The sequence below is a fragment of the Flavobacterium album genome (assembly GCF_003096035.1).
Taxonomy (GTDB): domain Bacteria; phylum Bacteroidota; class Bacteroidia; order Flavobacteriales; family Flavobacteriaceae; genus Flavobacterium; species Flavobacterium album.
In genome coordinates this window covers 1,932,093-1,957,869 of sequence record NZ_CP029186.1, presented here as the reverse complement: position 1 = coordinate 1,957,869, position 25,777 = coordinate 1,932,093, and the positions used below count along the sequence as shown (strand labels likewise).

Genomic DNA, 25,777 nt, shown 5'->3' with positions numbered 1-25,777 from the left:
AAGGTTGCGTTATATTTCGGAAATTATTTAAATTTTTGAAAATATTATTTGATAATTACTTTTTTAGTCTGAATTTTACTACCATTAGTCACATTTACCATATAAACACCCGAGGCCATATTCTCTATATTTATATTGTTGTCGCCTCCTTTAAGCGCGTTTTGAAGCATCAGCCTGCCCTGTATATCATACAATTGCGCAACAGCATTGCTTTCAGCACCCTGCGGCAATGAAACAGTGAGCTGTCCGTGCGCCGGATTAGGCCATACAGTAAATATCTTCTCGGCATTATCTTCTAAACCTGCCACATCAACAATACCCGTTACAATAAGGGAATAATTTTGCGAACCACCTACCAATGTACCTTTGTGCGAAACAGTGATTACGTACTCTCCTGAAGCTCCCGGAATCTCAATTTTCTCAATATTGTCAACATTGTTATCTCCCTGTATAGCCGGATCTGACATAAAATCTCCAAATTTCCATGGCATGTAAGTATCACCCCCTGCTTTAGTAACCCTTATATCAAGATTATTCCTCAACACCGGAGTTGTAGGATCAACATTACCGCCATTAGGAGTTCCCGGCCTATCGGTCCATGATATTGTGGCAACAAGAGGATCAACTCCATTTGACATAACAGTTTTAGTATAAGTCTGAGGATTTGTAAGTGTATTTTCTTCGATTATTGCTAATGCAACATTTGAATCACTATCAGTAATGGCTTGAGCCGCTTTTTGAGAATTCATTAATCCCCATCCAAAAGCAGGGTCCGGACCATCGTAATCTCCACACTCATCTGCTGTATGCGCTACAAGCCCCCTTACTGTAGACGACCACATGTAAACTCCTTTTACATTATTATAATGCTGTTGCAAAAGCGTTATGCAACCCGCAATACCCGGGGCTGCCATAGAAGTACCCTGGAGTGAACCGTAATCACTATTGCTTCCTGCCTCACTTGAATACACAGCGACACCTTTTGCAGAAATATCCGGTTTTATCCTGTTATCGTCTGTAGGCCCCCAGCTGCTAAAACTTGACATTTGAACTGAATTGCTATTTACATAATTTGGCACGTTATATACCGCAGCGACAACAATTGCGTTTTTGGCAGTCGCATAACAGTTTATAAGGTCATATCCCCCTTTTTCCGGGTTATTTTCGGGACTGCTATTCCTGTCATTACCCGCAGCAACCACTGGTTGGTACCTTGGCGCATCAAATGTAATCTGGTCTATTGATCTTGCATAATTTGCGTACGCACCCCAAAACCACTCCGGCATCGGGTTCGGGGTAAACCCATAGGAGTGGTTCGAAACAAGCAGCCCATTTGCAGCTTCAGTGGTCATTTCAGGAGTATCAGATTGAAACCCTTCAAAAGAATTTATGTTCGCTTTGTATGCAATACCCCTTGCGGTAGGCTTTGCTATACCGCCGCCTACCATAGTACCCGCTACGTGCGTTGCATGGTCGCCATACCCTACAAATTCATCAAGAATGGTTGCGCGTCCATCAAAATTTTCATGAGTTTCCCTTACCTGCTCACCATCCCATATAGCTATTGTCATACCCTCGCCTGTCAGGTTAAGACCCATTCCGCCACCCGGCATGAGCTTATCAGCCCTTGTGGTTTTTGCCTGGCCAAGATTGTACATCGTAAAGTATACGGGATGACCGTCTTCGGTGACACCAGAAAGCTTTTGAGTGTCCCCATTACTATTTGTCTTTTTTAAGGGCCATCCATTTATTTCAGCAAGCCTCAATGCTTCCGCATAATTTTTGGTCTTGAATTCGAGCTCTTCCCTGCTGATCCTTGCCAGCTCTTCAAGATTGTTGTCCTTCACAATAAGTTTCCTTTGCTCAGGGGTCTGTGCAAAAGCCGAAACGCTTCCCATTGCCGCCATGGCAATAATAAACATTCCTTTTACAGTATTTTTTTTCATGACTGTTTTGGTAATTTAAAAAGTTAATAGCTCTTTTCCGCAAATATCCTATTAAATATGATGTTGAAGAAAAAAAGATTAGCAAAAATATAAATAATAACAAATTAAGCTTCAATAATTTCAATTTTAACGTAGTACTGTTACCTTTGTGCTATAAAATTATACGTTATATCCATACACGGGGTTTTTATGCTTTCATCAAAATTTTCAGATCTGCTATATGAAACCGGCACTGACGAAGCAGGCCGCGGCTGCCTTGCGGGCCCGGTTACCGCTGCCGCAGTAATTCTTCCGGATGACTTCCGGCATGAACTACTCAACGATTCCAAGCAGCTCACCGAGAAGATACGGGAATACCTTCGCCCCATAATCCAGGAGCAGGCGCTATGTTACCATGTCACAAATATCGGGCCTGAAATAATAGACGAGATCAATATCCTGAACGCCTCTATAAAAGCCATGCAGGAATGTATTGTAAAGCTTACGCCTGTACCCCATTATATTATTGTAGACGGCAACCGCTTTAAGCCGGTGGAAGGCATCCCGCACAGCTGCATTGTAGAAGGCGATGCCAAATACCTGAGCATAGCAGCGGCATCTATACTCGCAAAAACCTACCGGGATGAATATATGAACCAATTGCACGAAGAGTTTCCTATGTACAATTGGAAAAAGAATAAAGGCTATCCCACAGCAGAGCACCGTGAGGCTATAAAAAAGTACGGCATTACAAAATACCACAGGAAAAGCTTCCGCCTGCTGCCGGAACAGCTGGAGATAGAATTTGATATTTTAGAGGACGTCCACGTTACGATCTACAATCCTTAATTTTGCTTCGAACAACGCCGCAAAATGCCTGAGGAGCTTCTCTTTTACTTCTTCCTCATCCACACTGGGAACACCCAGCTCTACGTTTAATGATGTAACCGCTTTACCCCTTATCCCGCACGGGATGATATTATCGAAATAGCCAAGGTCGGCATTTACGTTGAATGCAAAACCGTGCATGGTTACCCAACGCGAGGCACGTACTCCCATGGCGCATATCTTTCGGGCAAAAGGTGTGCCTACGTCCAGCCACACGCCGGTCTCGCCTTCGCTCCTTGTGGCAGCAATGCCATATTCGGCCAGGGTAAGTATGATAACCTCCTCAAGAAAACGGAGGTATTTGTGGATATCGGTAAAAAAATTCTCAAGGTCGAGTATCGGGTAACCCACTATCTGGCCCGGGCCGTGATAGGTAATATCCCCTCCCCTGTTTATTTTGTAGAACCTGGCGCCTTTTGCCTCAAGTTGCTTTTCGTTAAGGAGCATATTGGCCATATCACCGCTTTTGCCAAGGGTATAAACATGCGGATGCTCTGTAAACAGGAGATAATTGGGCGTTTCAGCTTCCTGCCCTTCGCGCCTGTAGGATATTTTTATATCGAGTATCTCTTTAAAAAGCTGTTCCTGGTAATCCCAGGCTTCCTTGTAGTCCATGCTTCCAAGGTCAAGGAATTCTATGGTTTTGTTCATATTCATAAATGCTAAATGCTTTACAAAATTACAAAACAAAACCTTAAGCCTGACATCAATAAAAAATCCGGATAATTTCTCATCCGGATCTTTATTATTGCATTGTAACTATTACTTTTCGAATTCTACGTCAAACGCCATGTTCTGCGGGTTGTCAAAGAAATCGCTTAACGGATAGGTAACTTTTACCGATTTGCCGTCCGCACTTATAACTGCATTCTTGTTCGACACCTTTTTTATTTTTTTAGGAAAAGTATAATTAAGCTCATAGTTCGATTCGCCGAACATCGCTTTGTACATATCCTCATCCCCGCCTTCTTCTTTCTTTTTCGGCTTATCAACGAGTTTAACTTTCCTGCTGAATTTTTTACCGTCATATGCATAGGTTACTTCCGATCCATTCTGGAACATGCCTCCCATGTCGGGTGCGCCCAGCTGTTTTTTCATGCTGTTCAGGTTACCGAAAGCCTTCATCATGTCCTGAAGCTCGTTGGCTTTGTCAAAATCAGCGAACAGGTTGATCTTCATTTCGCTGGTTGCAGGGTCCATAAGCATTTTTACCGAGAATTTCTCAAGGCTCTTCAGCCTGTCCTGCTCTGCTTTCGGCAATGTAGCTATGCTGTCTTTTTTCTCTTCCAAAAGCTGTTTGAAAGTGAATGTAGAATCCATGCGCTTTTCACCCTCTTTTGCCATTTCTTCCCCGGCCATTGCCATAAGGCCTGAGCCGTCTATGTCGAACGATACCCTTCCGCCTCCTTTTTCATTGATCGTAATGGTCTCACTGAAATTGCACGACGTTGTTAAAAATGCCATCACGAGGCTTAACGCTAAAAATAATCTTGTTTTCATTTATATAGTGTTTATTGTGCCAAATATAATTGTTTTATGTAATCATGAACGCTGAGGAAGCGTAAAAAACAGCAAATTGGTTTTTTGCCAATAATCCGTATCTTTGCCCGCGTAAAAAATATAACGACCATGCAGCTTTCAGAACAAGAAATTATCCGCAGAGAAAAACTGGACGCGCTGAGGAATCTCGGCATCGATCCCTATCCCGCCAACCTGTTTCCGGTAGACCATACCTCCAAACAGGTGAAGGACAATTTTGCTGAAGGCAGGAAGGTTGTTATGGCCGGAAGATTGATGTCGGTGCGCATACAGGGGAAAGCCTCTTTTGCCGAATTGCAGGACAGCGAAGGGCGCATACAGCTGTATTTTAACCGCGATGAGATATGCCCCCGCGAAGATAAAGTGAAATACAACGAGCTTTTCAAGAAGCTTATCGACCTTGGGGACTTTATCGGCGTTGAAGGCGAACTCTTTACCACGCAGGTAGGCGAGATGACCGTTAAGGTTACCGACTTCAGGCTGCTAAGCAAAACACTGCGCCCGCTGCCAATGCCGAAAACGGATGCCGAAGGAAAAGTATTCGACAGCTTTACCGACCCCGAGCTCCGCTACCGCCAGCGCTATGTAGACCTTGTGGTGAACCCGCAGGTGAAAGAGGTATTCGTAAAAAGGACAAAGCTTTTCAATGCCATGCGTTCGTTCTTTAACGACAAAGGCTATTTTGAGGTGGAAACCCCAATCCTTCAGCCAATACCGGGCGGTGCTGCCGCAAGGCCGTTCGTTACGCACCACAACTCACTTGACATTCCGCTATACATGCGTATTGCTAATGAGCTGTACCTTAAAAGGCTTATTGTAGGCGGATTTGACGGCGTTTATGAATTCTCGAAAAACTTCCGCAACGAAGGTATGGACAGGACGCACAACCCTGAATTTACCGCGATGGAAATATATGTAGCCTACAAGGACTACAACTGGATGATGGAGTTCACCGAAAACTTGCTGGAGCATTGTGCCATAGCGGTTAACGGTACATCTGACGTAACCTTTGGTGAACATAACGTGAGCTTTAAGGCACCTTACGCCAGGGTGACGATGACCGATGCCATCAAACAATTCACAGGGTTTGATATTTCCGGCAAAACGGAAGAAGAAATATATGAAGCTGCCAGAGGCATGGGCATTGCCGTTGACGAGACGATGGGCAAAGGCAAGCTGATTGATGAGATATTCGGGGAGAAATGCGAGGGCAACTTTATCCAGCCTACGTTCATTACCGATTATCCGAAAGAAATGAGCCCGCTTTGTAAAACGCACCGCGATAACCCGGAACTTACCGAGCGTTTTGAGCTGATGGTGTGCGGTAAAGAGATTGCCAATGCGTATTCTGAACTAAACGACCCTATAGACCAGCGTGAGCGTTTTGAGGCACAGCTGAAACTGTCTGAAAGGGGCGATGTGGAAGCGGCACAATTTATTGATAATGACTTCCTTCGCGCTTTGGAATACGGCATGCCGCCAACATCAGGGCTTGGTATTGGTATGGACAGGCTTATTATGTACCTTACCAATAACCCGTCAATACAGGAAGTGCTATTCTTCCCGCAAATGAGGCCGGAGAAGAAAGCAGTAGAGCTTACCGAAGACGAAAAAGCTGTGGCCGAATTGCTGAAAGTGAGCGGCCAGCTTGCGCTTGATGCCTTAAAAACACAAGCAGGACTAAGCGGCAAGAAATGGGATGCCGCCATGAAAGGCCTTAGTAAGCACGGCCTTGTAAAAGTAACCGTGGATGGCGACATGAAGACGGTGGAGTTTAAAGGGTAATATTATTTAATCCTAACTATATAAGAAAGCCTCTGAGTGAAAATTCAGAGGCTTTTTGATGCATTGGATTATCTGAAAAGTCAGCAAAGCTACTCTATTTCGAATGTAGCCTGTGGAGAGAGAAATCTCAAAACAAAGCCGCAAAGAGATTTCTCCCGTCGGTCGAAATGGAAGAACACCTAACTTAGCATCGGACTTCGGACATCGGACATCCGACCTCCTAACCTACAAACTATAATTCAAATTCACCGACAGCCTGTAATTGGCTTCTACCCTGCCGCCAATTAAGTTCTGACTTATGGGCAACATCGCATTGACACCTGCCGAGAATTTCCCTGTTCCTGCTTCAAGCCCTAACTTGCTGAAAAGGATATCGCCTTTGGTACCGGGCACATCCTGGCTATACTGCCTGTTTGTGGCATATATTTCTCCCGCGATACCAGCCTGGGGCACCCAGGTTATCTTGTCGCCCTCAGCAGCATAAAACAGCGTAGCGTTGTAATTGAATTGGTTGCCAAACTGGTATTGCTTGCTATTCTCGGTCTTCATGATATAGCTTGTCATGGCGTTGAGGCCCCATTGTTTTTTACGGATCACATATTCGGCAGCCAGTACGTAATCCCAGCTGCCGGTACCCAACTGGAAACTCGGGTTCACGCTGCCATTGTTGTTGCTGTCATATTTCCCTACAGGCGCCTTCACACCACCGCCTGCCGACAGGATATGGGTAAAAACCGTGCTGTCTTTCTTCGTCATGTACACATTGTAAAGGCCAAGCACCGTTATATCGCCAATACCGGATATATTCTGTGTCCCGGTTGCCAGTTCGCGGCTGTTGAAATGGTAAGGCACCTGTACCGACAGCTGCAGCCTTTTAAACACAGGGATACGCGCCCAGGCTTGTATGGTATTAAAATCCTGGCCTACCCACGGCGAGTTGTTGAAGATGCCGTCTTTGGTAGAATAGCTTTGGTAAATGTACCTCAACCCAACAAAATTCTGGTTGATCATTGAGCTAAAGCCCATCCCGCCCCCGGAAGCCGAACACCCACAGGCATCGCAGTCGTCAAAGGCTTCAAGATATTTCTTAAAATCGGGCGGGTTACCGTCGCCGGCCAGCATCTTAGTAGCCGAAAGCAAGGCGAAAAGTAGTATAAATAATGTCTTTTTCATGGTTTTAAAATTCTGAAAATCGCGTATCGGTAAGATATTGATCATCGGTTAGTGTTTTAAGGAATGCGATCACCTGTGCTTTCTCGGTTTCGGTAAGCGAGATGCCCAATGTCCCATTTTGGTGCAATAGCGGGTCGAGCGTGGGGGAATCTGTAATGCCTGATGCATAATGGTTGAGCACTGCTTCCAGTGTACCGAAACGCCCATCGTGCATGTAAGGCGCTGTTTTTTCCACATTCCGCAGGCTTGGCACCTTAAACTTATAATAGTCCCCTGCCTGTTCAGTCACTTTATAACGCCCCACATCATTAACCAACGGATTCACCGCCAGCCCATTATTTCGGAAAGAGTTATCGGTCATCAGGTCCGTAGCATGGCAGGTGGCACATTTGGCAGTAAAGACGGTGTATCCCGCCATTTCGTCTGCCGTTAATGTCCCGCCTGGCTCATTCCGCCTGTATTTATCAAACCTGGAATTGGATGATACCGCCATCACCATAAACTGGGACAACGATTTCAGCATGTTCTCTGTAGTGATGTCTTCTTCAGGAAAGGCCTGCGCAAACAGTTTCCTGTATTCCGGGTCGGCTTTCAGCATGGTGAGTATAGCATTCAGGTCGCCATGCATCTCCAAAGGGCTTGTCAGCGGTATGATGGGCTGCAGGTCCAGATGCCCGGTTGCGCCATCCCACATGAAAACATTCTGGAAAGCAAGGTTCTGTATCGGCGGGGCATTGCGCGTACCCGTCGCGTTATTAACCCCGTGGCTAACTGTGTGCCCGTGGTGCGTGAACGCAAACTGCTGTATATGGCAAAACCCGCAGGAAACGATACCGTCGGAAGCCAGCCTGCCTTCGTAAAATAGTTTTTTTCCCAGTTCAAAACCTTTTTCGGTAGGTGGGTTTGCTGCTATATCATACGCTACAGCAGGAAAATTTGACGGCACCCGGAAATCCAAAGGCAGATTGGTATATTCACTGTCATCATTCCCGCAGCTCCACAGCAACGGAATGAAAATCCAAAAGATATAACTTATTTTCATAAGAATGATTAAGCTGCGCACCGGCATGCAGCGCGCAGCTCCTGGCTTTAGTCATTATGAACGTGGTTTACAGAGAACATATCTGACAGATTGGCTGTGATCAGCGGAAGGTTGGCACCCCCCATGATCATTGCACCCATACCGCCATCGTTGTTATCGGAAAGCTTTATCTTATTCGTTCCATCAATAATTTTGGAAAGGTCGGCAATAATATGCACATCAGGCGTTATTGTTGTACGTACCAAAGCTTTTGTCGGCATATCCAGTGTTATTTCGGTATAGTTATAATCGGTACCTGTTTGCCCGGTGTGAACCATAAATGGCGTGGCTGCCGTTACTGTAGGGGAAGTGAATGTACCTTCAAAAGCAAGGAATTTATATCCTGCCGACCAGCTCCACAGCATGTCTTCGGCCTGTGCCACCGCAAGGAAGTCGCCCTGCCCTTCTGCCCCCAGCTGAAACTGTGCCTGGTCTACGCCAACACCAAATTTGATACGGGTATAATCGCCGGTAGGGATATTCTGTAACTCAAGGACATGACTATCCTCATCAGCCTCGTTCACTATAAAATAGCTTTGGCTTTTTGGGTAAGTGTATGTTGTACCATCCTGTTTTGTAAGGACAATATTGCTTATGATGTACTTAATGCTGCTGATCTTCAGGTTCTCACTGTTGGAGGTGATGTTCGACTGCGTATTGAGGATAAGGTCGTTACCGCCAAAAGCATTATCGAATTCCACATCCAGGCTCCCGGTTCCGGAAACGTTATTTACCGAATTATCATCGCTATTGCATGATACAAAAAGGGCTGTTGCAGCCAATAGGGCTGTTGTATATAATTTGAATTTCATTGTATTTATTTAAAAGTTATAGTAAATGAGTCCCAATGTCGTTTGGGCATAGGAATCTATAGACCTGACAGGTTTTAAAACCTGTCAGGCCTAATCATTATGTACATTTAAATAAATACAGGAGGGCGGAAAACAAAAGCTGCATCAAGATGGGAATACCCGTTGCGGTATTCGGTACTATTGGCAGTTTTGCTTACATTGAATTGTGGAGAAAGCTGAAAAGTTGCAATGGCTTCGAAAAACAAAACCTCTGTTTCGATGTGGCCGGATTTTTTTTCGGAAAGCGGCTTTTCATTTTCGGCTGCTTTGGCGAGTTCTTTCGCAAGGTGACATTTACCGTTACAGTGCATTTCGGGTTTTGCCTTGTTCTCGCAAAGCGTTGTAGCTATATAATCATAATTGATAATGTAATCCAAAACCGGCAGCACCGGCTTTAAAAGCATTAGCAGGACTATAATGAATACAGCTTTTTTCACGAAACAAATGTAACTCTCAAAAAAGCATTACAAAAAATATTTTAAAGAAATTTTAAACCTTTTTTAATCCGGAAGGTCTTACTGCGTATAAACTTAAAAATTAAAAACATGAAAACGTGGATTTTAGCTATTGTAATGGTGATGGGTTTTGCCATGAATGCACAGCCGGGAGAAAAGAGGCATCATGACCGAAAGTTTGATAAGGGGCAAATGGAAAACTTTACACCGGAACAGAGGGCAGAGCTTCAGGTAAAGAAATTGACACTTGCACTCGACCTGAGCGATAAGCAGCAAACCGAAATAAAAGCATTCCTTACCGAAAAAGGGAAAGAAAGGGAAAAAGCCATGGCGGAATTTAAAGCCAACCGCGATGCCGGTAAAAAACTAACTCCGGATGACCGTTTTGCGATGAAAAACAGGATGCTGGATGAGAAGATCGCCATGAAGGCATTCATGAAAAAAACTTTGGATGCCAGGCAATTGGCACAACTTGAAATGATGAAAACGCATCAACGTGAAAAAATCACAAAAAGAGAGAAAAATTTTAAAAAGGACAGCAGGAGATAAATTTTAAGTGTTAAAGTTTTGAGGTGTTTTATAAATTAATTAGATTTGGCGTATAAACACTAAACAAATAACCGTTTATCATGAAAAAAATAATTGCTCTTTTCGTAATTATGCTTGCTTTTGGCGCTACTGCCAATGCACAGCAAAAGAAAGCCGCAGCACAAACTGCAACACAACAACCTGCTGACGCTGATGCGGCTGTAAACCAGGCTGCTGCCAAAGACATGGGACTATTGTCGGAAACAGTAAAACTGACTGACGATCAAAATAAAAATCTTAAACGCTTGTTCCAGACAAAGCACAAAATGCTTGCAACGCCTAACCTTACTGAAGAGCGTAAAGGTGTTATCTACCAAAATATTGAAACAAAGCTAAAATCAGTATTGGACGCTGACCAGATAGCAAAACTTGATTCAAACCCTGAATTGCTTAAGAAGCTTACTCACTAAGAAGAGAAAGATATTATATAAAAAATCCCGCTAGTAGCGGGATTTTTCGTTTATAAGGTTTTAGATACCCTGCCTATTGCGGCAATGGTTTCGTCGAGGTCATCATAGGTGAGCGCATCTGTAATGAACCATGTTTCATAGGCTGATGGCGCTATGTATATTCCTTCAGCCAACAGGCCGTGGAAAAACTTCTTAAATGTTTCGTTATCGCCCTTTGCAGCCGATTTAAAATCGGTTACAGGGCTGGCATCAAAATGCACAGAGATCATCGATCCTGTCCTGTTGATGGTATACACCAGATCAGTCTCATCCAGCTTTTGGCGGATGCCCGTCTCAAGATAAGCCGTTTTCGCGTCGAGCCTCGTATAGATGTCAGCATCGCTATTAAGCGTTTTCAGCATTTCCAGTCCTGCTGCCATTGCCAACGGGTTGCCTGACAGTGTTCCTGCCTGGTACACAGGGCCAATAGGTGCAAGGTAGTTCATAATTTCATTACGCGCTGCAAAAGCCCCTACAGGAAGCCCGCCGCCTATTACTTTACCAAATGCCACGATATCGGCCTTGATGTTGAAAAGTTCCTGTGCGCCACCTTTAGCAAGGCGGAAACCCGTCATTACCTCATCGAATATAAGCAGGGTGCCATGCGCATCGCATAGCTGCCTCAACCCTTCCAGAAAACCGTCAACAGGTGGTATACAGCCCATATTGCCTGCCACTGGCTCTATGATGATAGCTGCTATTTCTCCCTTATTGGCATTGAACAGGTCAGTCACATTTTGAAGGTCGTTGTATTGGGCAAGCAAAGTGTCCTGAGCCGTCCCTTTTGTAACGCCGGGGCTGTTTGGCGTACCGAACGTTACCGCGCCGCTTCCGGCCTGTATAAGGAACGAATCGGAGTGGCCGTGGTAGCAGCCCGCGAATTTGATTATTTTATCCCTTCCCGTAAATCCCCTGGCAAGCCGGATAGCGCTCATACAGGCTTCGGTACCCGAATTCACAAAGCGTATCTTGTCGATATTCGGCACCATTGATACGGCAAGTTCGGCGATCTCCGTTTCGAGTGCGGTAGGCATTCCGAAGGAAGTCCCTTTTTTCGCCCTTTCGATAACGGCATTTACTACGGGCTCGTAAGCGTGGCCCAGTATCATCGGGCCCCATGAATTGATGTAGTCTATAAGGCGGTTGCCGTCTTCATCATAAAGGTAGGCACCTTTAGCTTCTTTTACAAAAATAGGCGTTCCCCCTACTGCCCTGAAGGCGCGTACGGGAGAATTCACGCCGCCCGGTATTACCTTTTCTGCTTCGGCAAAGAGGCGGCTGCTGCGTTCGTATAACATGTTTCTTATTTTACTTTTAATACCTGCCCGATAGAAATAGCGTTGCTCGAAAGCCCGTTAAGGCGCATCAGCTCATCTACCGTAAGGTTGTGTTTTTTTGATATGGAATAAAGCGTATCGCCTTGGGCTACACGGTATGACCCTGCCGCCACGGTAGTTTCTGCAGCAACTATAACAAGCGTTTCTTCTTTAGGTGCGGGCGACGCTTTTGGCTGCACCGGCGCTGCCTTTGGCTCCGGTTTTACGTACGGCCTGTCCAGTACTTCTGAGTCATAGCTTGCCAGTTCATAGCGTTCGATAAGGCCTATCAGCTTTTCAGGATATTTGGGGTCGGTGGCATAGCCGGCTGCGCGAAGGCCGCGCGCCCATGCTTCATAATCGTCTTTCGGCAACTTAAATAAAGAAGCATACCTTCCCCTTGTTGTGAGGAACATAGAATGGTCATTGAAGGACTCGGCTGCCCTTGGGTATTTCCTGAAACATTCCTGTTCGGAGTCGTCGTCATGTCGTACGGTTTCGCCTGTCCAGTCGTTATGGCATTTGATACCAAAGTGGTTATTGGCCTCTACGCAAAGCGTGCCTTTCCCCGCACCCGACTCCAATATACCCTGCGCCAGCGTAATGCTCGCCGGGATACCGTGCCGCCTCATGTTATCTTTGGCAACGTCTTTATATTGCTGCACGTACGCTTTTACAAGGTCGGCATACACCACAGTGCGTGATGTAGATTCAAGCACCTCGACCTGGTTGTCGTTACGGGAATTGGAAGCCGTAGAGGTTTTTGTGTCCGTTTTTGTTTTAACAGACGGCTTGTTTTTCTTTGAAGATGTCCTTGTTTTTGCCGTGCTGCTCTTTGTTGTCTGGATGCGCGACCTCGATGTGCCGCAGCTTACCAGTAAACTCAATACCGCTAAAGCTAAAATTTTTCTAAACATTATCTCAGGTTTTAATTATGGGTAGTTTCTTTCTCATTAATTCCCTGTTCATGCCTCCAATACCCTGCAACCCACCGGTGTGGATGAGCAGTATATTAGAATTTTCAGGAAACATTCCTTTGTTGGTCCTGTCTATAACGCCAAAAAACAGCTTTGCCGTATATACAGGGTCTAACAGAATACCGGTTTTTTCAAAAAAATCGTTCATAAAGGCTACCAATTCGGTATTTATCTTCCCGTAGCCCCCAAAATGATAATCGTCAACCAGCTTCCAGTTATCTTTTTTTGCAAATATAGCAACCTCATGCTGTAATTCCGCACCTTTTAGCGCCGGAAAGCCTAAAACTTGCTGATGCGGCAGTGCCGAATTGATAATGCCTGCAATAGTCCCACCTGTACCAACCGCACAGCAAATATGCGTAAACCACTCATCATCAGCTGACAGTATCTCTTCGCAGCCTTTTACAGCGAGATGGTTTGTTCCGCCTTCGGGCACAAGGTAAAAATCACCAAATTCGTTGCGGAGTTCGTTAACAAACGCCTCTTCAGTCTTTTGCCTGTAGGCTTCCCTTGTTACAAATTTAAACCCCATTCCGCACGATTCGGCGAAGGCCAAAGTCGGGTTATCACCAATTTTATTAACTAACTCCTCGCCACGTATTACGCCAATGGTCTCAAAACCATATTCTTTTCCCGCGGCAGCAGTTGCCGCAATATGATTGGAAAATGCACCGCCAAAAGTGAGTAATGCTGTTTTCCCTTCCTCCTTCGCCTGAATGATATTGTATTTGAGCTTACGGAATTTATTGCCCGAAATATGCGGATGCAGTAGGTCTTCCCGCTTTACGGTTAGGCGGATGTTGTGGGGGAAGATTATGTTTACAGGCTGGTTCATGGGATTATGCAAAAGTAGTATAATTAACGTAACTAATTATTTGGGCGTGCCGGCTCCGCAAGCTACGCCGTCGGGCCATCCGCTGTATCCCTCCTTCGTCGGGGATGCCGCCCTGCCTGCCGGCAGGCAGGTGCTGTCCCTCACGCAAGGCCTCACCCCCGCCCTCTCCAAAGGAGAGGGAGCCAGGACGGGCTTTCATCATATTAATGAATATTGATCATAATACAAATCCATAGTATTGTTTCGCCCTTTCAGGGCTTCCTACCAACTACGCTCAATTCCCCGGGCGTTGCCCGGGGCTATTGGGCTATACCCCGTTGGGGCTGGATTGTGGAATGTTTGTCGCAATTTGCTTATTGATTTTGCAAAGGATCACAAAAACCTTTTCTTTGCTTTCATAACGTTGTACTAAAATTTTCGTAACTTTACAGCCTATTTGTAATGTGATGAAAATGGAAGTTGAAGAGCACGTAGCCAGTCCTTTAATAGCGAAAATATCGTTCCACAAAGTACTGGAAACCCTTGAGGAAATTGCGGAATCGGATGTGGACTACAGGTCTGATTATGCGAAAGCACTGCTACGCCATACCGCGCCTTATCCAGAATTGCGTGAGGGCATTACCGACCTTTCACTGCTCGAAAAGCACGAAAAGCTGATAAAAAACCTCCTGGCCGACCTCTTCCCCACTGCATTGACCAAAAATGAGATAAAAGCTGCTGCGATCCCTTTTTTCAACATTACATTTAATCATACAGACAGGTTTAAAAAAATACTGATGAATGCCGGCGAAGATTTTGGCATAAGCATCAGGAATTTCGACGATCACCAGTTTTATGTTTTTTGCTGCTGCCTTATACTTAACAGCTACTACGGCTATCATTTCGATTTCAGCAAGCCTCTGTTTTACGACATACCCGATGCCGACGGCGTAATGCATTATTATCGCATCCTTTACAACGCCGATTTCCTTGAATTACTTCCGACAGAAAAGGCTATCAATATCACTGAAGATGATGTGGCCCTGCTAATGGACAGCTTTGACAACCTGGAACTTTGGAAAGAAAAATTCCCTCCTGGAAGCTGGATATCAAAGGGATTCGGTATCGTGTCGCTGTTTGATGCCACCGCCGAGAGCGCCATCTCGAACCTAAAGACCAACCTTTTGGTAAATGACGAAAAGGAAATAACCAAATCGGATTTCGAGGGTATTTTCCGCTCTATTTACCAGATACCCGACCTGAGGATTGGCTACACCGAAGTAAATGTTGACGATAATGTATTCCGGCTTGCGCCTTTCCAGGAGATAAGCAGCTACATCCTCAACGGATCTAATGAAATGAGCTGCTCCACCATGATGTGCACCGGCACGCTGGACACGATGCTTGAAGAAAAGAAATATTTTGTACTCTCGGATGTTGAAGCCTATAAGCTACAGGAAGGTGCCGATGCCGGCTTCGCTGCACATTTGCTAAAGCAGGACATCAGGAGCTGTATTTTTGCACCGATAATCAAGGACGGGAAGCTGCTGGGCTTTATCGAACTGGTATCGTCACGGGCCAAGGAGCTGAACAGCATCAATGCCAACAAGCTGGCTTATATATTGCCTTTCCTTACCGATACTATAGACCGTTACTATTCTGAATTGCAAAATGAAGTCGATGCTATAATACAGAACGAATATACCGCGATACACCACAGCGTGTATTGGAAATTCAGGGAAGAAGCATTGCATCACATTATATCAAAAAACAAAAAAGACCAGGCCTATAAAGAGATCGTGTTCCGCGAGGTATACCCGCTTTACGGGCAGATCGACATCAAGGGTTCTTCGACTGCACGGAATGAGTCGATTGAAAAAGACCTTATCCGCCAGATCGAAAGGCTGCTTTCGGTATTCAGGTTTATCTTCGAAAAAGAAAAGCTTCCACTCATTGAACAACATATCTATGAACTGGAAAAAATGGAGGTCCAGCTGAAAGAGTCGCTAAAAGCAGATACAGAGTCCATTATACAGTCGTATATCATTAACGAAGTGCATCCGGTACTGAAGCATTTTGATTCTTCGAACACTGAAATACACCAGAAAATAGTTGATTATTTCGATACACTGGACACCAAGATGAAAATGGTGTACGACAGCCGCAAGGATTTTGACGATGCGCTTTCGATCATCAATAAGCAAATGGCCGAAGTGCTCGACAGGAAACAGGCCGAAGCACAATCGTTTTTCCCGCACTATTACGAACGCTTCAAAACCGATGGTGTGGAGCATAACCTGTATATTGGCGCTTCTATTTCGCCTAAGCACGCTTACAATCCGCTTTACCTCAACAACCTTAGGCTTTGGCAATTGCAGGCCATGTGCGAAATGGAGAACGAATACTACAGGCTAAGGCCGGGACTGCCGTATGACTTGGATGTAACCTCGCTCATACTGGTGTTCAGTTCGCCTATTTCTATCCGCTTCCGAATGGATGAAAAACGATTTGATGTGGATGGTACTTACAATGCCCGCTATGAGGTCGTGAAGAAGCGCATCGATAAATCGCACATAAAAGGCACTACGGAGCGCATAACCGAAAAAGGAAAGATCACAATTGTTTATTCGCAAAGACAGGAAGAGACTGAATACCGCAGGTACATTAGGTTCCTTCAGCATAAAAAGATGCTTGGCAATGTAATAGAGACTTTTGAGGTGGAAGACCTGCAGGGCGTTACCGGGCTTAAAGCATTGCGTGTAACCGTTGAATACAGCAATGATAAAAAAGACGAAACTACGTATAGTTATGAGGATTTGCTGAAGGAACTGGCGCCAAGCAGTTAATCAAATTAAGTTTTTTGCGCTTACATAAAGCAGCCCTCCTTTCAGGCACCTCCCGCTACAGCGCAACAGGCTCTCCAAGGGAGGGGAAGAGCTGCACTCCTGCCGGAATCAATTGACCATTAATCTATAGCGTTTTGAATGCGTAGATAAATGCCGTTACCGATGCCAGTATTCCTATTGTGAAAATGGCATACGTCAGGCGTAGCAGCTTGTATTTCCTGTGGAGGACAAGCCCCAGGAAATAAAGGTCTTTTATCATGGAGCCGTAGAGGTAATCCCTGCTTTTCATCATTTCGTTCATAGCCCACTCGTATTCTTCCAGCGGCATTTTATAAAAATTACCAAAGAAAAGCAGGTTTACTTTCCTGGCTTCGATATCCTCACGGGTAAAGGTCCCGCTGGTTACTTTAGGCCTTGTAGACATTATGGCTAAAATGATAGACACCACACTGAACCCCATCATAATAAATGTTGGGATAATAAGGTGCGCATTCGAAGGGCTGTCGAGTTTTGGAATAAGAGTCGTAAGTGCGATCGATATGATAATGGCATTTACCTGCAAGAGTATGTTCGCCTTACTGTCGGCGATATCGCTCAGGCGGGTGTGGTTGCCCAGCGTCACCCTGAAAACTGTATCGATGCCCCTGTCGGGCCTCTCGAGCTTTTCGAGTTTCTTTTTATTGATCTTATCCTTGTCTTTCTTTTTCTTTTTGCCTTCCCCGCCCTCTGAAATTTCTTTTTGCAATAACGCTATATTGGCTTCTTTAAGCGGCTGTAAGGTCTGTTTACCATAATCCGTAAAAAAGCGGTGCTGCTGCATGAGTACATTACGGTTGCCCAATGCCCATTCTTTATCACTAAAGGTTTTTCCCTGCGTTACCTTCCATTCTTCACGAAGCAGCTCTGACAATGCCGGGAAATTCTTATCCGCAAAATGCGAGCAGTCGGCATCTTTGATGATTTTCCCGTATAGATTTGCCGGCTCGGCACCTATTTTGGTCACTTTTATAAGCTCGGAAACCCGTGCTGCTTTTTCTTCAGGATAGCCGTTTTCACGAAGGAATTTCTCAGCCGCATGGCTGCCCCTCTCTTCGTGGTTTTCAGGCCCGTCGATATACCCCACATCATGAAACCACGCCGCCAGCATAATGACCTCCATATCCTCTTTACCTACGCCTTCTGCTTCTGCAATGACAGCGGCGTTATTAACCACGCGTAAAGTATGGTTGAAATTATGGTAAATATAATCGGGAGATAGTTTATCTTTGAATAGGTGAAAGACGTGGCTTTCGGCTTTTTGAACAATATCCATACGCAGGTAATTAACACAACCAATTTATGAAAATCTTTTCGGATACCATCGCGGCTAAAGGAAATATTAAAATTTTAACCACTATCCTCGCACTGATGTCCCTTTATTCCTGCGCCACCTACAAGCCGGAATATGGCAAAGCAACCGGCCCCGTCCCCGTAAACGACTCTGTTAAAACCGGTAAGCCCGCCCACAGGTTCTACCTCATCGGCGATGCGGGGTATGCCAATCAGCCACATACACAGGCCATGCTTTCTATTGTCAGTGATAAACTGGATAAGGAAGGGAAAAATGCCACGCTGCTTTACCTTGGCGACAACATTTACCCGGAAGGAATGCCCCCTGATAACGGATCGCAGGAGCGTAAGGACGGCGAGGCCAGCTTAGCCTCCCAGATGAAACTGTCAAAATTATTCCCGGGGCAAACGCTGATGATCCCCGGCAACCACGACTGGTATAACGGTTACGAAGGGTTGCGGCAGGAGGAGAAATTCATCAATAAATATACAGGCAAAAAGTCGTTCCTTCCTGCCAAAGGCTGCGCGATTGACGACATTAAGATAAGCGACAATATTACCCTCATTACTATTGACAGCCAGTGGTATATTGAGGACTGGGACAACTACCCGGACATCAATGATAATTGCGACATTAAGACCCGGGAGCAGCTTTTTACCGAATTTGAAGATCTGTTGAACAAGAACCAGGGCAAAACCATTATCGTTGCGGTACACCACCCGCTGATGAGCAACGGTTCGCACGGCGGGCAATTTTCCCTTAAAAAGCAGCTGTACCCATTGCCGTATAACATACCCATGCCTATTTTAGGCTCGCTCGTCAACCTGGCGCGGAAGGCTTCGGGGTACAGCACGCAGGACATACAGAGCCGGGTGTACACTTCGTTTTCCAACAGGATAAAGACCCTGATACAGGATAAAGACAACGTGATCGTGGTTTCGGGCCACGACCACAACCTGCAATACATCCGCCATGACAATATCAACCAGATCATCAGCGGGGCAGGCTCAAAAGTAGAAGCCGCCCGCGTTACCTACCCTGAAGATTTTTCGTATGGCGGGACCGGTTACGCTATACTCGACATTAATGATGACGGGACTGCCAAGGTTTTTTATTACAAAGTAAAAGACGGAAAAGAAGAACAGCTGTTCGAAAAGAAACTGCTCGAAAAGCCGGAAGTTGTGCTGAAAGATTATCCTGATACATTTCCCGCAACTGTTTCAGCTTCGGTATATACACCGGAAATGACCGATAAAAGTGGGTTCCACCGTTTCCTCTTCGGAAAGCACTACCGGAAATATTACAGCATGCCTATAGAAGCCAGGAGTGTCCGGCTGGACACCCTGTACGGGGGTCTCGTGCCAAAAAAGACCGGCGGCGGGCACCAGACCAATTCCCTGAGGCTGGAAGCTAAGGATGGTAAAGAATATGCTATGCGCGCCATTAAAAAAAGCGCGACACGCTTCCTGCAGGCCGTGGCCTTTAAGCAGCGCTATGTGGGTGATGAGCTTGAAAATACTTTTGCCGAAAGCTTCCTTTTGGATTTTTATACTACTTCGCACCCGTATACGCCTTTTATCGCAGGAAGGCTGGCGGATAACGTAGGGGTTTCGCATACCAACCCGGAACTGTTTTATATCCCGAAGCAAAACGCGTTGGGGAAATACAACGATGACTTTGGAGATGAGCTGTATATGATCGAAGAACAGGCAGGCAAAGAGCAGAAAGACCTGGAGAGCTTCGGCAAACCGGATGACATCATTGGCACGGATGATATGCTGAAAAACCTGCACAAAGACCGTAAATACAGCGTTGATGAAAAAGCTTATATAAATGCGCGGCTGTTCGATATGCTGATAGGCGACTGGGACAGGCATTCCGACCAGTGGAAATGGGGCGAATATAAAAAAGACGGTAAGGTGACCTACAGGCCTATACCCAAGGACCGCGATCAGGCTTTTTCCAAATATGACGGGGCGCTACTATCCATCCTTATGAATATCCCCGCACTACGCCACATGCAGACGTTTAAGGACGACATCAGGAATGTAAAATGGCTGAACCGCGAGCCGTACCCGCTGGACCTGGCGCTTATTACTACCGCCAGTGAAAAAGACTGGCTGGAGGAAGCGGCATACATCCGCGAGCACCTCACCGATGCCAATATAGATGATGCTTTTGCAAACCTGCCAAAGGAAATGCAGGACGAGACGATAGAGGATTTAAAAAGCAAGCTGAAAGCCCGCAAGGGACACCTTGACGAATATGCATTGGACTACAGGGATGTACTGCTGAAAACCGTGCTGATAGTGGGCACGGACAAAAAAGAACGCTTTACCATAACCCGCCTGCCCGAAGGTGAAACAAGGGTCGAAATATCCGGCATTAAAGAGGGTGAATCGCCATTTTTCAGTCAAACATTTAACCGTAAAAAAACAAAGGAAATATGGATTTATGGACTGGACGATGATGATGTTTTTGAAGTAAAAGGCAACCCTGAAAATCCTATTTTGCTGCGATTATTGGGTGGACAGAATCACGACACCTACCGCATTGAAAACGGGAAAAAAGTGAAGGTGTACGATTTTAAAAGCAAGAAAAATACTTTTGAAGCCGATGCCAGAACAGCTATGATATTAACGGATGATTATGAGACCAACAGCTACGATCCTGAAAAGCCCAAATACAATGTTGTGGCAGGCTATCCGGCAATAGGCTACAACCCGGACGACGGCGTGAAAGTTGGCGCATCGGTGACTTATACGGTAAACAGCTTTAACCGCAGGCCTTTCTCGAGAAGCCATACCGTAAGGGGCAATTATTATTTTGCTACCGATGGCTTTGAGCTTAAGTATACCGGTAAGTTCATGAATGCTGCCGCACGGTGGAACATCGGGATGGATGTGGCATTTACCAGCCCTAATTTCAGCATCAACTACTTCGGGATGGGCAATGAGACCACGAACCCGGATGACCAGCTGGGCATGGATTATAACCGGGTAAAACTGCAAAAATTCAGTGCGGCTCCCTCATTCTTTAAAGAGAGCCGCAATGGCAGCCTTACGCAATTCGGGGCCATTTTTGAGACCATTGAGGTAGACGGTACATTCAACCGGTATGTAAACCAGCCGGGCGTACTGAAACCTTATCTTTTTGAGCACAGGCAGTATGCCGGAGTAGACGGTAAGTACAGCTTCCAGAATTATGACAATGCCTCCCTCCCTGCGCTTGGCATGTTCTTTTACCTGGCAGCCGGGTGGAAGACCAGCATTGATGACACGAAACGCAATTTCCCGCATGCCGAAGGTGCTGTCGGCATTATCCACAAGATAACTCCCGACGAGAACCTTGTATTTGCTACAACGGTAAAAGGCAAGGCGAATTTCAGCAACGGGTTTGAATTTTACCAGGCGGCTACCCTTGGCGGTGATAACGACCTGAGGGGCTACCGCAGGGAACGCTTTACCGGAAAGAGGTCGGTGTACCAAAGCACTGATATACGGCTAACGTTAGGCCGCGTGAAAACCAGTTTCATCCCAATGAAATACGGGATTTTCGGAGGTTATGATTACGGGCGTATATGGGTATCTGATGATACTTCCAATAAATGGCACCAAAGCGTGGGTGGCGGCGCATGGCTCAACGGCCTGGATGTGATTACAGCGAAAGTATTTTACTTTTACGGCACTGATGGTGGGCGTGTGGCCTTTGGGTTATCGTTTGGAATCTAAAGCTTTTATTTTACCACTTTTATTTTTACCATAAAGAAATTTAGTGTTTCAGTTGGGACAGCTTTACCTCATAGAGCTTCCCTCCTTTTCCGCCGTCTTTTTCATCGGCGATAAGCAGGGTATCATCATCCTTAAAGCATATCCCTTCTTTCTGCGATACATGGCCAAGGTCAAGCTCCTCCATTTTCGCATTGGCAAAATTATTTTCGCCAAAACCGGTCAGCAGCCATATTTTACCACCCGAAAGCAAAACAGCCTTAGTACCATCGGGACTGATGTCGGCCCCGGTGATAGCACATTTATTATAATTGCTACACGCTTTTAAAGTACCTAAAAGTTCAGCGGCATGATCGCCTGCCTTATTCGGCACCCTGTAGATATTAAAGCTTCCGTCAAAACCTTTACTGCGGTTTTTGCTAAAGATATAGAAGCTGCCCTTGTGCTCAAAAAAAGCTTCAGCATCATAAATCAATTCTGATTTCTTTGGCGGAAATGCCTTCTGCTGCGGGTAATGGAATTTAATTACTGATACTACGCAGTCATATTTTCCCGCATTGAGCCTGTATATGGCAAGGTTGCGGCGGTCATTGTCGTTATTCCCAAAATCGCCTATGTAGAGATTCCCTTCCGTATCAGACGTAAGCTCTTCCCAATCAATGTTCCTGGCGTTTTTTATCGTAATGCTTTCCTTTGTTGCGCCCTCTTCATTGATTTTGTATATCTTATTTTTATTGCCACTGTCCTCCAGTGCCCAAAGCCCGGAGCCTTTGATATACTCCAACCCGGAAATTTCTTTGTGATCCAGTGTGCCCAGTTCACGCAGCTGGCCGGGAGCTTCTGCACAGGATAAGAACAATAAAGAAGCAAAAGTCAAAAAAGTAAGATTTTTCATAATTCACATTTTGGTAAAAGTAAAAACCATTTGGCGCATACACTATATTTTTGACGTTTTTTTAGTAACTACCTAAAATTTAATTAACCACATAGAAACATAGGCTTCATAGCGATTTATTTCACATAGTGAAGCGCAGCTTCATACTGTGTGTCACTTAATTGAGTCTCATAAATCTTTCTAACAGCTATATGCCTATGTGGTTAAAATATTGTTCTTCAAGACAGTTACCAAGTATACAAATAAAAAACCACCGGCAGGACCGATGGTTTTTCCACTATTAAAAAAAATCAAAGTTTAAAAAAGAGGGGCATCATACCACGGCGATGCTACAGAACAGCCATTTTTCGATTTCGAACCGGCTATAGAACCGTCTACAACAAACCTCCATCGGTAACATGGGTTAGCTGGCAATAAATTTCCGGCTACAGTTATGTTTGCCGTACCAAACAGGGGATTTTGTACAGTCCCTGACATTGCAAATATAGTCACCTGGCCATTGCCGCTTGTTATATCTTCACAGTCTGACAGCATTTCGACTTCAACCCTTGCCCTATAGGTTCCCTTGCTCGAAGCACCAACCATATTCCCTGTAAAAACAGCATAAGGATGGTCGATACCGCGCGATACATCGATCGAAACCGAAGCAGATACGCTTGTCAGGCACGAAGGATCCGTTTCAGCGACAGCAGCCCTGTATTGGGCATTTGTAAGTTCATTTTCCTGTGTTAGGTTCAGGTTATTATCATCAGTGGAACATGCTGCAAAAAATACTAAAACAGGCAGTAGTAAAAGCTTTTTCATTGTGTGGTGTGGTAAAATTATAGATGTTTTGATGGGACAAACATACATCAGCTTCAAAAAAATTAAGAAAAAATTAACTAAAAAACGTTGAAATGTTAAATTTTGACGACGACCTGCATAATGGCGTTTCCGGGTGCCTGTTAATCCTGCGTTAATTGTCCACGATGTACTTCACGGGATTGGTAACTTTATAATACGATTGCTAAAAAACTCATCCGAACAGATAATTAAACACTGAATTATGATAGCAGCGGTTGCAAAAGATTATAGCGAAGCGCGCGAGTTGAGGGGCTTATTCGAAAGACAGCTCAGGCAGCTTTATTGGGCAGAAGGCGTAATGGTGGCAATGCTTGGCGACATCATCAATAACAGCTTTTCGAAAGACCTTGTTTCGTTGCTGGAGCAACACCGCATCGTGACCAACAGCCATATTATAAGGCTCGAAAAGATTTTCCTGGCGACGGGTATTCCTGCTGAAGAAGAAACGTATGAGGCGGTGCAGTGCCTCTTAAAGGAAGCGCATGATTTTATAGAATTCACTACGCAGGGCGTGGTGCGGGACGCAGGGATAATAGGCGTGCTGCAAAAGATAAAACACTACGAAATTGCATGCTACGGCACTATGAGGTCTTTTGCAATCGCGCTCAGGGAGGAAGATGTCGTGGCGCTGCTGGAAGAGACGCTTAATGAAGAAAAAGGCACCGACCTGCTACTTTCTGCTATTGCGGAATCGCACATCAACATCGAAGCAGCCGATAAAGAGATATAAACCAAAATCAAAAAATCATGGCCAAACCAGAATCATTTCCGGGACAAACCCAAAGCCAGCCGGGCGATGAGCATAAAATGACGCCAAAGCCAGAATTCATTCGCAAGAATTACAAAGGCAGTGACAAGCTTAAGGGGAAAACAGCGCTGATAACAGGCGGCGACAGCGGTATCGGGAGGAGTGCAGCATTGCATTTTGCCCATGAGGGCGCTGATGTGGCAATAGTGTATTATGATGAGCATAAGGATGCCGAAGACACCAGGAAATTGATAGAAGAGCAGGGACGAAAATGCCTGCTGATAAGCGGCGATCTTAAAGATGAGGAATTCTGTAAGGACGTTGTTGCCAAAACAGTGAAGGAACTGGGCGGACTGAATATTTTGGTGAACAACGCCGCTGTACAATTCCCGAAAAAAGAATTCAAAGATATTACGGGTGCTCAGGTAAGGGAGACATTTGAAACCAACATCATGCCGTTCTTTTATGTGACACGCGAAGCATTGAAGCACCTGAAAAAAGGCGATTCGGTAATCAATACCACATCGGTGACAGCGTATCGGGGCAGCGAGCACCTCATTGATTACAGCAGTACCAAGGGTGCCATCGTTTCTTTTACCCGCTCTACATCGGCAATGCTGTCCGAAAAAGGGATACGTGTCAACGGCGTTGCTCCCGGGCCGATATGGACCCCCCTTATCCCTGCCACTTTTGAGGCTGATGAGGTAGCGAAATTTGGCCAGGACACCCCGATGAAACGCGCAGGCCAGCCGAGCGAGGTAGGCCCGGCCTATGTTTTTCTTGCCAGCGAGGATGCCTCTTATATTACAGGACAGGTAATCCATATAAACGGCGGCGAAATGACAGGAGGATAATTATAAACTTTAAAGCACATATATCATGGAAAATAATGCAAACGACCGTAACAGGCCGGACAATGAAAGGCTTAACGAGATAAAGAATATGAAACCCGACACCACACTGCCCTATGAAGACCCGGCGGTATTAAACCCTGAAGAGCTGGCTACGTTCCCGAAGAGGTCTAAGATAGCGAGTGCAGGAGAAGTTGAAAAGGAAAGCGAGGACCATCTGGTGAACAGAAGGTCGCCGGTACGGGAAGGACGGAACATCATCCGTACGGACAATGACCCGAATAATGAAGGGTTCCTGTAAACAACAAAAGGGCAATCGCCCTTTTTTTTATTGATTGTATGCCTATAATTTTAACAGTAAAAATGTTAAGGCGATATTAAAAAATCGTATCTTTATACAACTACAAATCAAACGGTTATGGCAAATCAATTACACGACCGCCGGGATCAGGGTGATACAGGCGGACATTCAGAGAACGGACAGGGAGGTTATTACAACGCGATGATGCCGTATGAAGACCCGGCAATCGTTAACCCTGATGAACTGGCTACTTTCCCTAAGATGTCTAAAACGGGCGCTTACCACAATTACCACGACCACGAGCTGCACGAAATAACAAAACGTACACCGGTAAGGGACGGAAGGAATATAACACGGACGGACACCCATCCGAATAAAAATGGCTTTATGTAAT

23 protein-coding genes are annotated in these 25,777 nt (G+C 45.4%); 10 read left to right on the top strand and 13 right to left on the bottom strand.

The window, feature by feature from the left end:
* Positions 1 to 44: 44 nt before the first annotated feature.
* Positions 45 to 1,946, bottom strand: a complete 1,902-nt coding sequence (locus tag HYN59_RS08680; RefSeq protein ID WP_108777895.1) for a S8 family serine peptidase — start codon at positions 1,944 to 1,946, stop codon at positions 45 to 47.
* 189 nt (positions 1,947 to 2,135) lie between these two features.
* On the opposite strand from HYN59_RS08680, the gene HYN59_RS08675 reads away from it, so the two are divergent.
* Complete coding sequence (locus HYN59_RS08675; RefSeq protein ID WP_108777894.1) at positions 2,136 to 2,774, top strand: ribonuclease HII; 639 nt, start codon at positions 2,136 to 2,138, stop codon at positions 2,772 to 2,774.
* On the opposite strand, the gene lipB is transcribed toward HYN59_RS08675, so the two are convergent.
* Complete coding sequence (lipB, locus tag HYN59_RS08670; protein WP_108779685.1) at positions 2,739 to 3,464, bottom strand: lipoyl(octanoyl) transferase LipB; 726 nt, start codon at positions 3,462 to 3,464, stop codon at positions 2,739 to 2,741. The genes HYN59_RS08675 and lipB overlap by 36 nt on opposite strands.
* A 111-nt stretch (positions 3,465 to 3,575) precedes the next feature.
* A complete protein-coding gene (locus tag HYN59_RS08665) occupies positions 3,576 to 4,313 on the bottom strand; it encodes a hypothetical protein (RefSeq protein ID WP_146185897.1) in 738 nt (245 codons plus the stop codon).
* A gap of 129 nt (positions 4,314 to 4,442) precedes the next feature.
* Between HYN59_RS08665 and lysS the strand changes: the two genes are divergently transcribed.
* Positions 4,443 to 6,137 (top strand): lysine--tRNA ligase, encoded by a 1,695-nt coding sequence (lysS, locus tag HYN59_RS08660; RefSeq protein ID WP_108777892.1) that lies wholly within the window; start codon positions 4,443 to 4,445, stop codon positions 6,135 to 6,137.
* 225 nt (positions 6,138 to 6,362) lie between these two features.
* Here lysS and HYN59_RS08655 read toward each other — a convergent pair whose 3' ends face one another.
* The 4 genes from HYN59_RS08655 to HYN59_RS08640 all read right to left on the bottom strand — a co-directional run bounded on the left by HYN59_RS08655 (position 6,363) and on the right by HYN59_RS08640 (position 9,679).
* Entirely contained in the window at positions 6,363 to 7,310 is a 948-nt protein-coding gene (locus HYN59_RS08655; RefSeq protein ID WP_108777891.1) for a transporter family protein, read from the bottom strand.
* A gap of 4 nt (positions 7,311 to 7,314) precedes the next feature.
* Complete coding sequence (locus HYN59_RS08650) at positions 7,315 to 8,352, bottom strand: cytochrome-c peroxidase (RefSeq protein ID WP_108779684.1); 1,038 nt, start codon at positions 8,350 to 8,352, stop codon at positions 7,315 to 7,317.
* A 47-nt stretch (positions 8,353 to 8,399) separates the two neighbouring features.
* A complete protein-coding gene (locus HYN59_RS08645; protein WP_108777890.1) occupies positions 8,400 to 9,203 on the bottom strand; it encodes an MbnP family protein in 804 nt (267 codons plus the stop codon).
* Positions 9,204 to 9,310: 107 nt separating this feature from the next.
* Positions 9,311 to 9,679, bottom strand: coding sequence for a hypothetical protein (locus tag HYN59_RS08640; protein WP_245895697.1), 369 nt, complete (start codon positions 9,677 to 9,679; stop codon positions 9,311 to 9,313).
* 108 nt (positions 9,680 to 9,787) lie between these two features.
* Here HYN59_RS08640 and HYN59_RS08635 point away from each other — a divergent pair, with 108 nt between their 5' ends.
* Together HYN59_RS08635 and HYN59_RS08630 are read left to right on the top strand one after the other, a co-directional pair.
* Positions 9,788 to 10,246 carry a hypothetical protein gene (locus HYN59_RS08635; RefSeq protein ID WP_146185896.1) on the top strand — a complete coding sequence of 153 codons (459 nt, stop codon included), beginning with the start codon at positions 9,788 to 9,790 and terminating at the stop codon, positions 10,244 to 10,246.
* Positions 10,247 to 10,326: 80 nt separating this feature from the next.
* Entirely contained in the window at positions 10,327 to 10,695 is a 369-nt protein-coding gene (locus tag HYN59_RS08630) for a hypothetical protein (RefSeq protein ID WP_108777888.1), read from the top strand.
* A gap of 50 nt (positions 10,696 to 10,745) precedes the next feature.
* Here the strand turns inward: HYN59_RS08630 and hemL are convergent, their stop codons facing one another.
* From hemL to HYN59_RS08615, 3 genes are read right to left on the bottom strand one after another with little or no spacing between them, the layout of a single operon-like run.
* Complete coding sequence (gene hemL / locus HYN59_RS08625; RefSeq protein ID WP_108777887.1) at positions 10,746 to 12,032, bottom strand: glutamate-1-semialdehyde 2,1-aminomutase; 1,287 nt, start codon at positions 12,030 to 12,032, stop codon at positions 10,746 to 10,748.
* Between the two features lie 5 nt (positions 12,033 to 12,037).
* Positions 12,038 to 12,967, bottom strand: coding sequence for a glucosaminidase domain-containing protein (locus HYN59_RS08620; protein WP_108777886.1), 930 nt, complete (start codon positions 12,965 to 12,967; stop codon positions 12,038 to 12,040).
* Positions 12,968 to 12,971: 4 nt separating this feature from the next.
* Positions 12,972 to 13,862, bottom strand: a complete 891-nt coding sequence (locus tag HYN59_RS08615) for a 1-aminocyclopropane-1-carboxylate deaminase/D-cysteine desulfhydrase (RefSeq protein WP_108777885.1) — start codon at positions 13,860 to 13,862, stop codon at positions 12,972 to 12,974.
* Between the two features lie 446 nt (positions 13,863 to 14,308).
* Between HYN59_RS08615 and HYN59_RS08605 the strand changes: the two genes are divergently transcribed.
* A complete protein-coding gene (locus HYN59_RS08605; RefSeq protein ID WP_342748354.1) occupies positions 14,309 to 16,687 on the top strand; it encodes a GAF domain-containing protein in 2,379 nt (792 codons plus the stop codon).
* A 124-nt stretch (positions 16,688 to 16,811) separates the two neighbouring features.
* Here HYN59_RS08605 and HYN59_RS08600 read toward each other — a convergent pair whose 3' ends face one another.
* Positions 16,812 to 17,999, bottom strand: coding sequence for a Pycsar system effector family protein (locus HYN59_RS08600; RefSeq protein WP_108777883.1), 1,188 nt, complete (start codon positions 17,997 to 17,999; stop codon positions 16,812 to 16,814).
* A 26-nt stretch (positions 18,000 to 18,025) separates the two neighbouring features.
* Between HYN59_RS08600 and HYN59_RS08595 the strand changes: the two genes are divergently transcribed.
* On the top strand, positions 18,026 to 21,748 hold the full coding sequence (locus tag HYN59_RS08595; protein ID WP_108777882.1) for a metallophosphoesterase: 3,723 nt from the start codon (positions 18,026 to 18,028) through the stop codon (positions 21,746 to 21,748).
* A 40-nt stretch (positions 21,749 to 21,788) separates the two neighbouring features.
* Here the strand turns inward: HYN59_RS08595 and HYN59_RS08590 are convergent, their stop codons facing one another.
* Positions 21,789 to 22,640: a glycosyltransferase family protein gene (locus HYN59_RS08590; protein ID WP_108777881.1), complete on the bottom strand. Its 852-nt coding sequence runs from the start codon at positions 22,638 to 22,640 to the stop codon at positions 21,789 to 21,791.
* Between the two features lie 297 nt (positions 22,641 to 22,937).
* A complete protein-coding gene (locus HYN59_RS08585) occupies positions 22,938 to 23,444 on the bottom strand; it encodes a hypothetical protein (RefSeq protein ID WP_108777880.1) in 507 nt (168 codons plus the stop codon).
* 241 nt (positions 23,445 to 23,685) lie between these two features.
* On the opposite strand from HYN59_RS08585, the gene HYN59_RS08580 reads away from it, so the two are divergent.
* The 4 genes from HYN59_RS08580 (at position 23,686) to HYN59_RS08565 (ending at position 25,776) form a co-directional block, all read left to right on the top strand.
* Positions 23,686 to 24,213, top strand: coding sequence for a YciE/YciF ferroxidase family protein (locus HYN59_RS08580; RefSeq protein WP_108777879.1), 528 nt, complete (start codon positions 23,686 to 23,688; stop codon positions 24,211 to 24,213).
* A gap of 17 nt (positions 24,214 to 24,230) precedes the next feature.
* Positions 24,231 to 25,085 carry an SDR family oxidoreductase gene (locus HYN59_RS08575; protein ID WP_108777878.1) on the top strand — a complete coding sequence of 285 codons (855 nt, stop codon included), beginning with the start codon at positions 24,231 to 24,233 and terminating at the stop codon, positions 25,083 to 25,085.
* Positions 25,086 to 25,110: 25 nt separating this feature from the next.
* Positions 25,111 to 25,383, top strand: a complete 273-nt coding sequence (locus tag HYN59_RS08570) for a hypothetical protein (RefSeq protein ID WP_108777877.1) — start codon at positions 25,111 to 25,113, stop codon at positions 25,381 to 25,383.
* Positions 25,384 to 25,500: 117 nt separating this feature from the next.
* Positions 25,501 to 25,776, top strand: coding sequence for a hypothetical protein (locus tag HYN59_RS08565; RefSeq protein WP_108777876.1), 276 nt, complete (start codon positions 25,501 to 25,503; stop codon positions 25,774 to 25,776).
* Position 25,777: the final 1 nt, after the last annotated feature.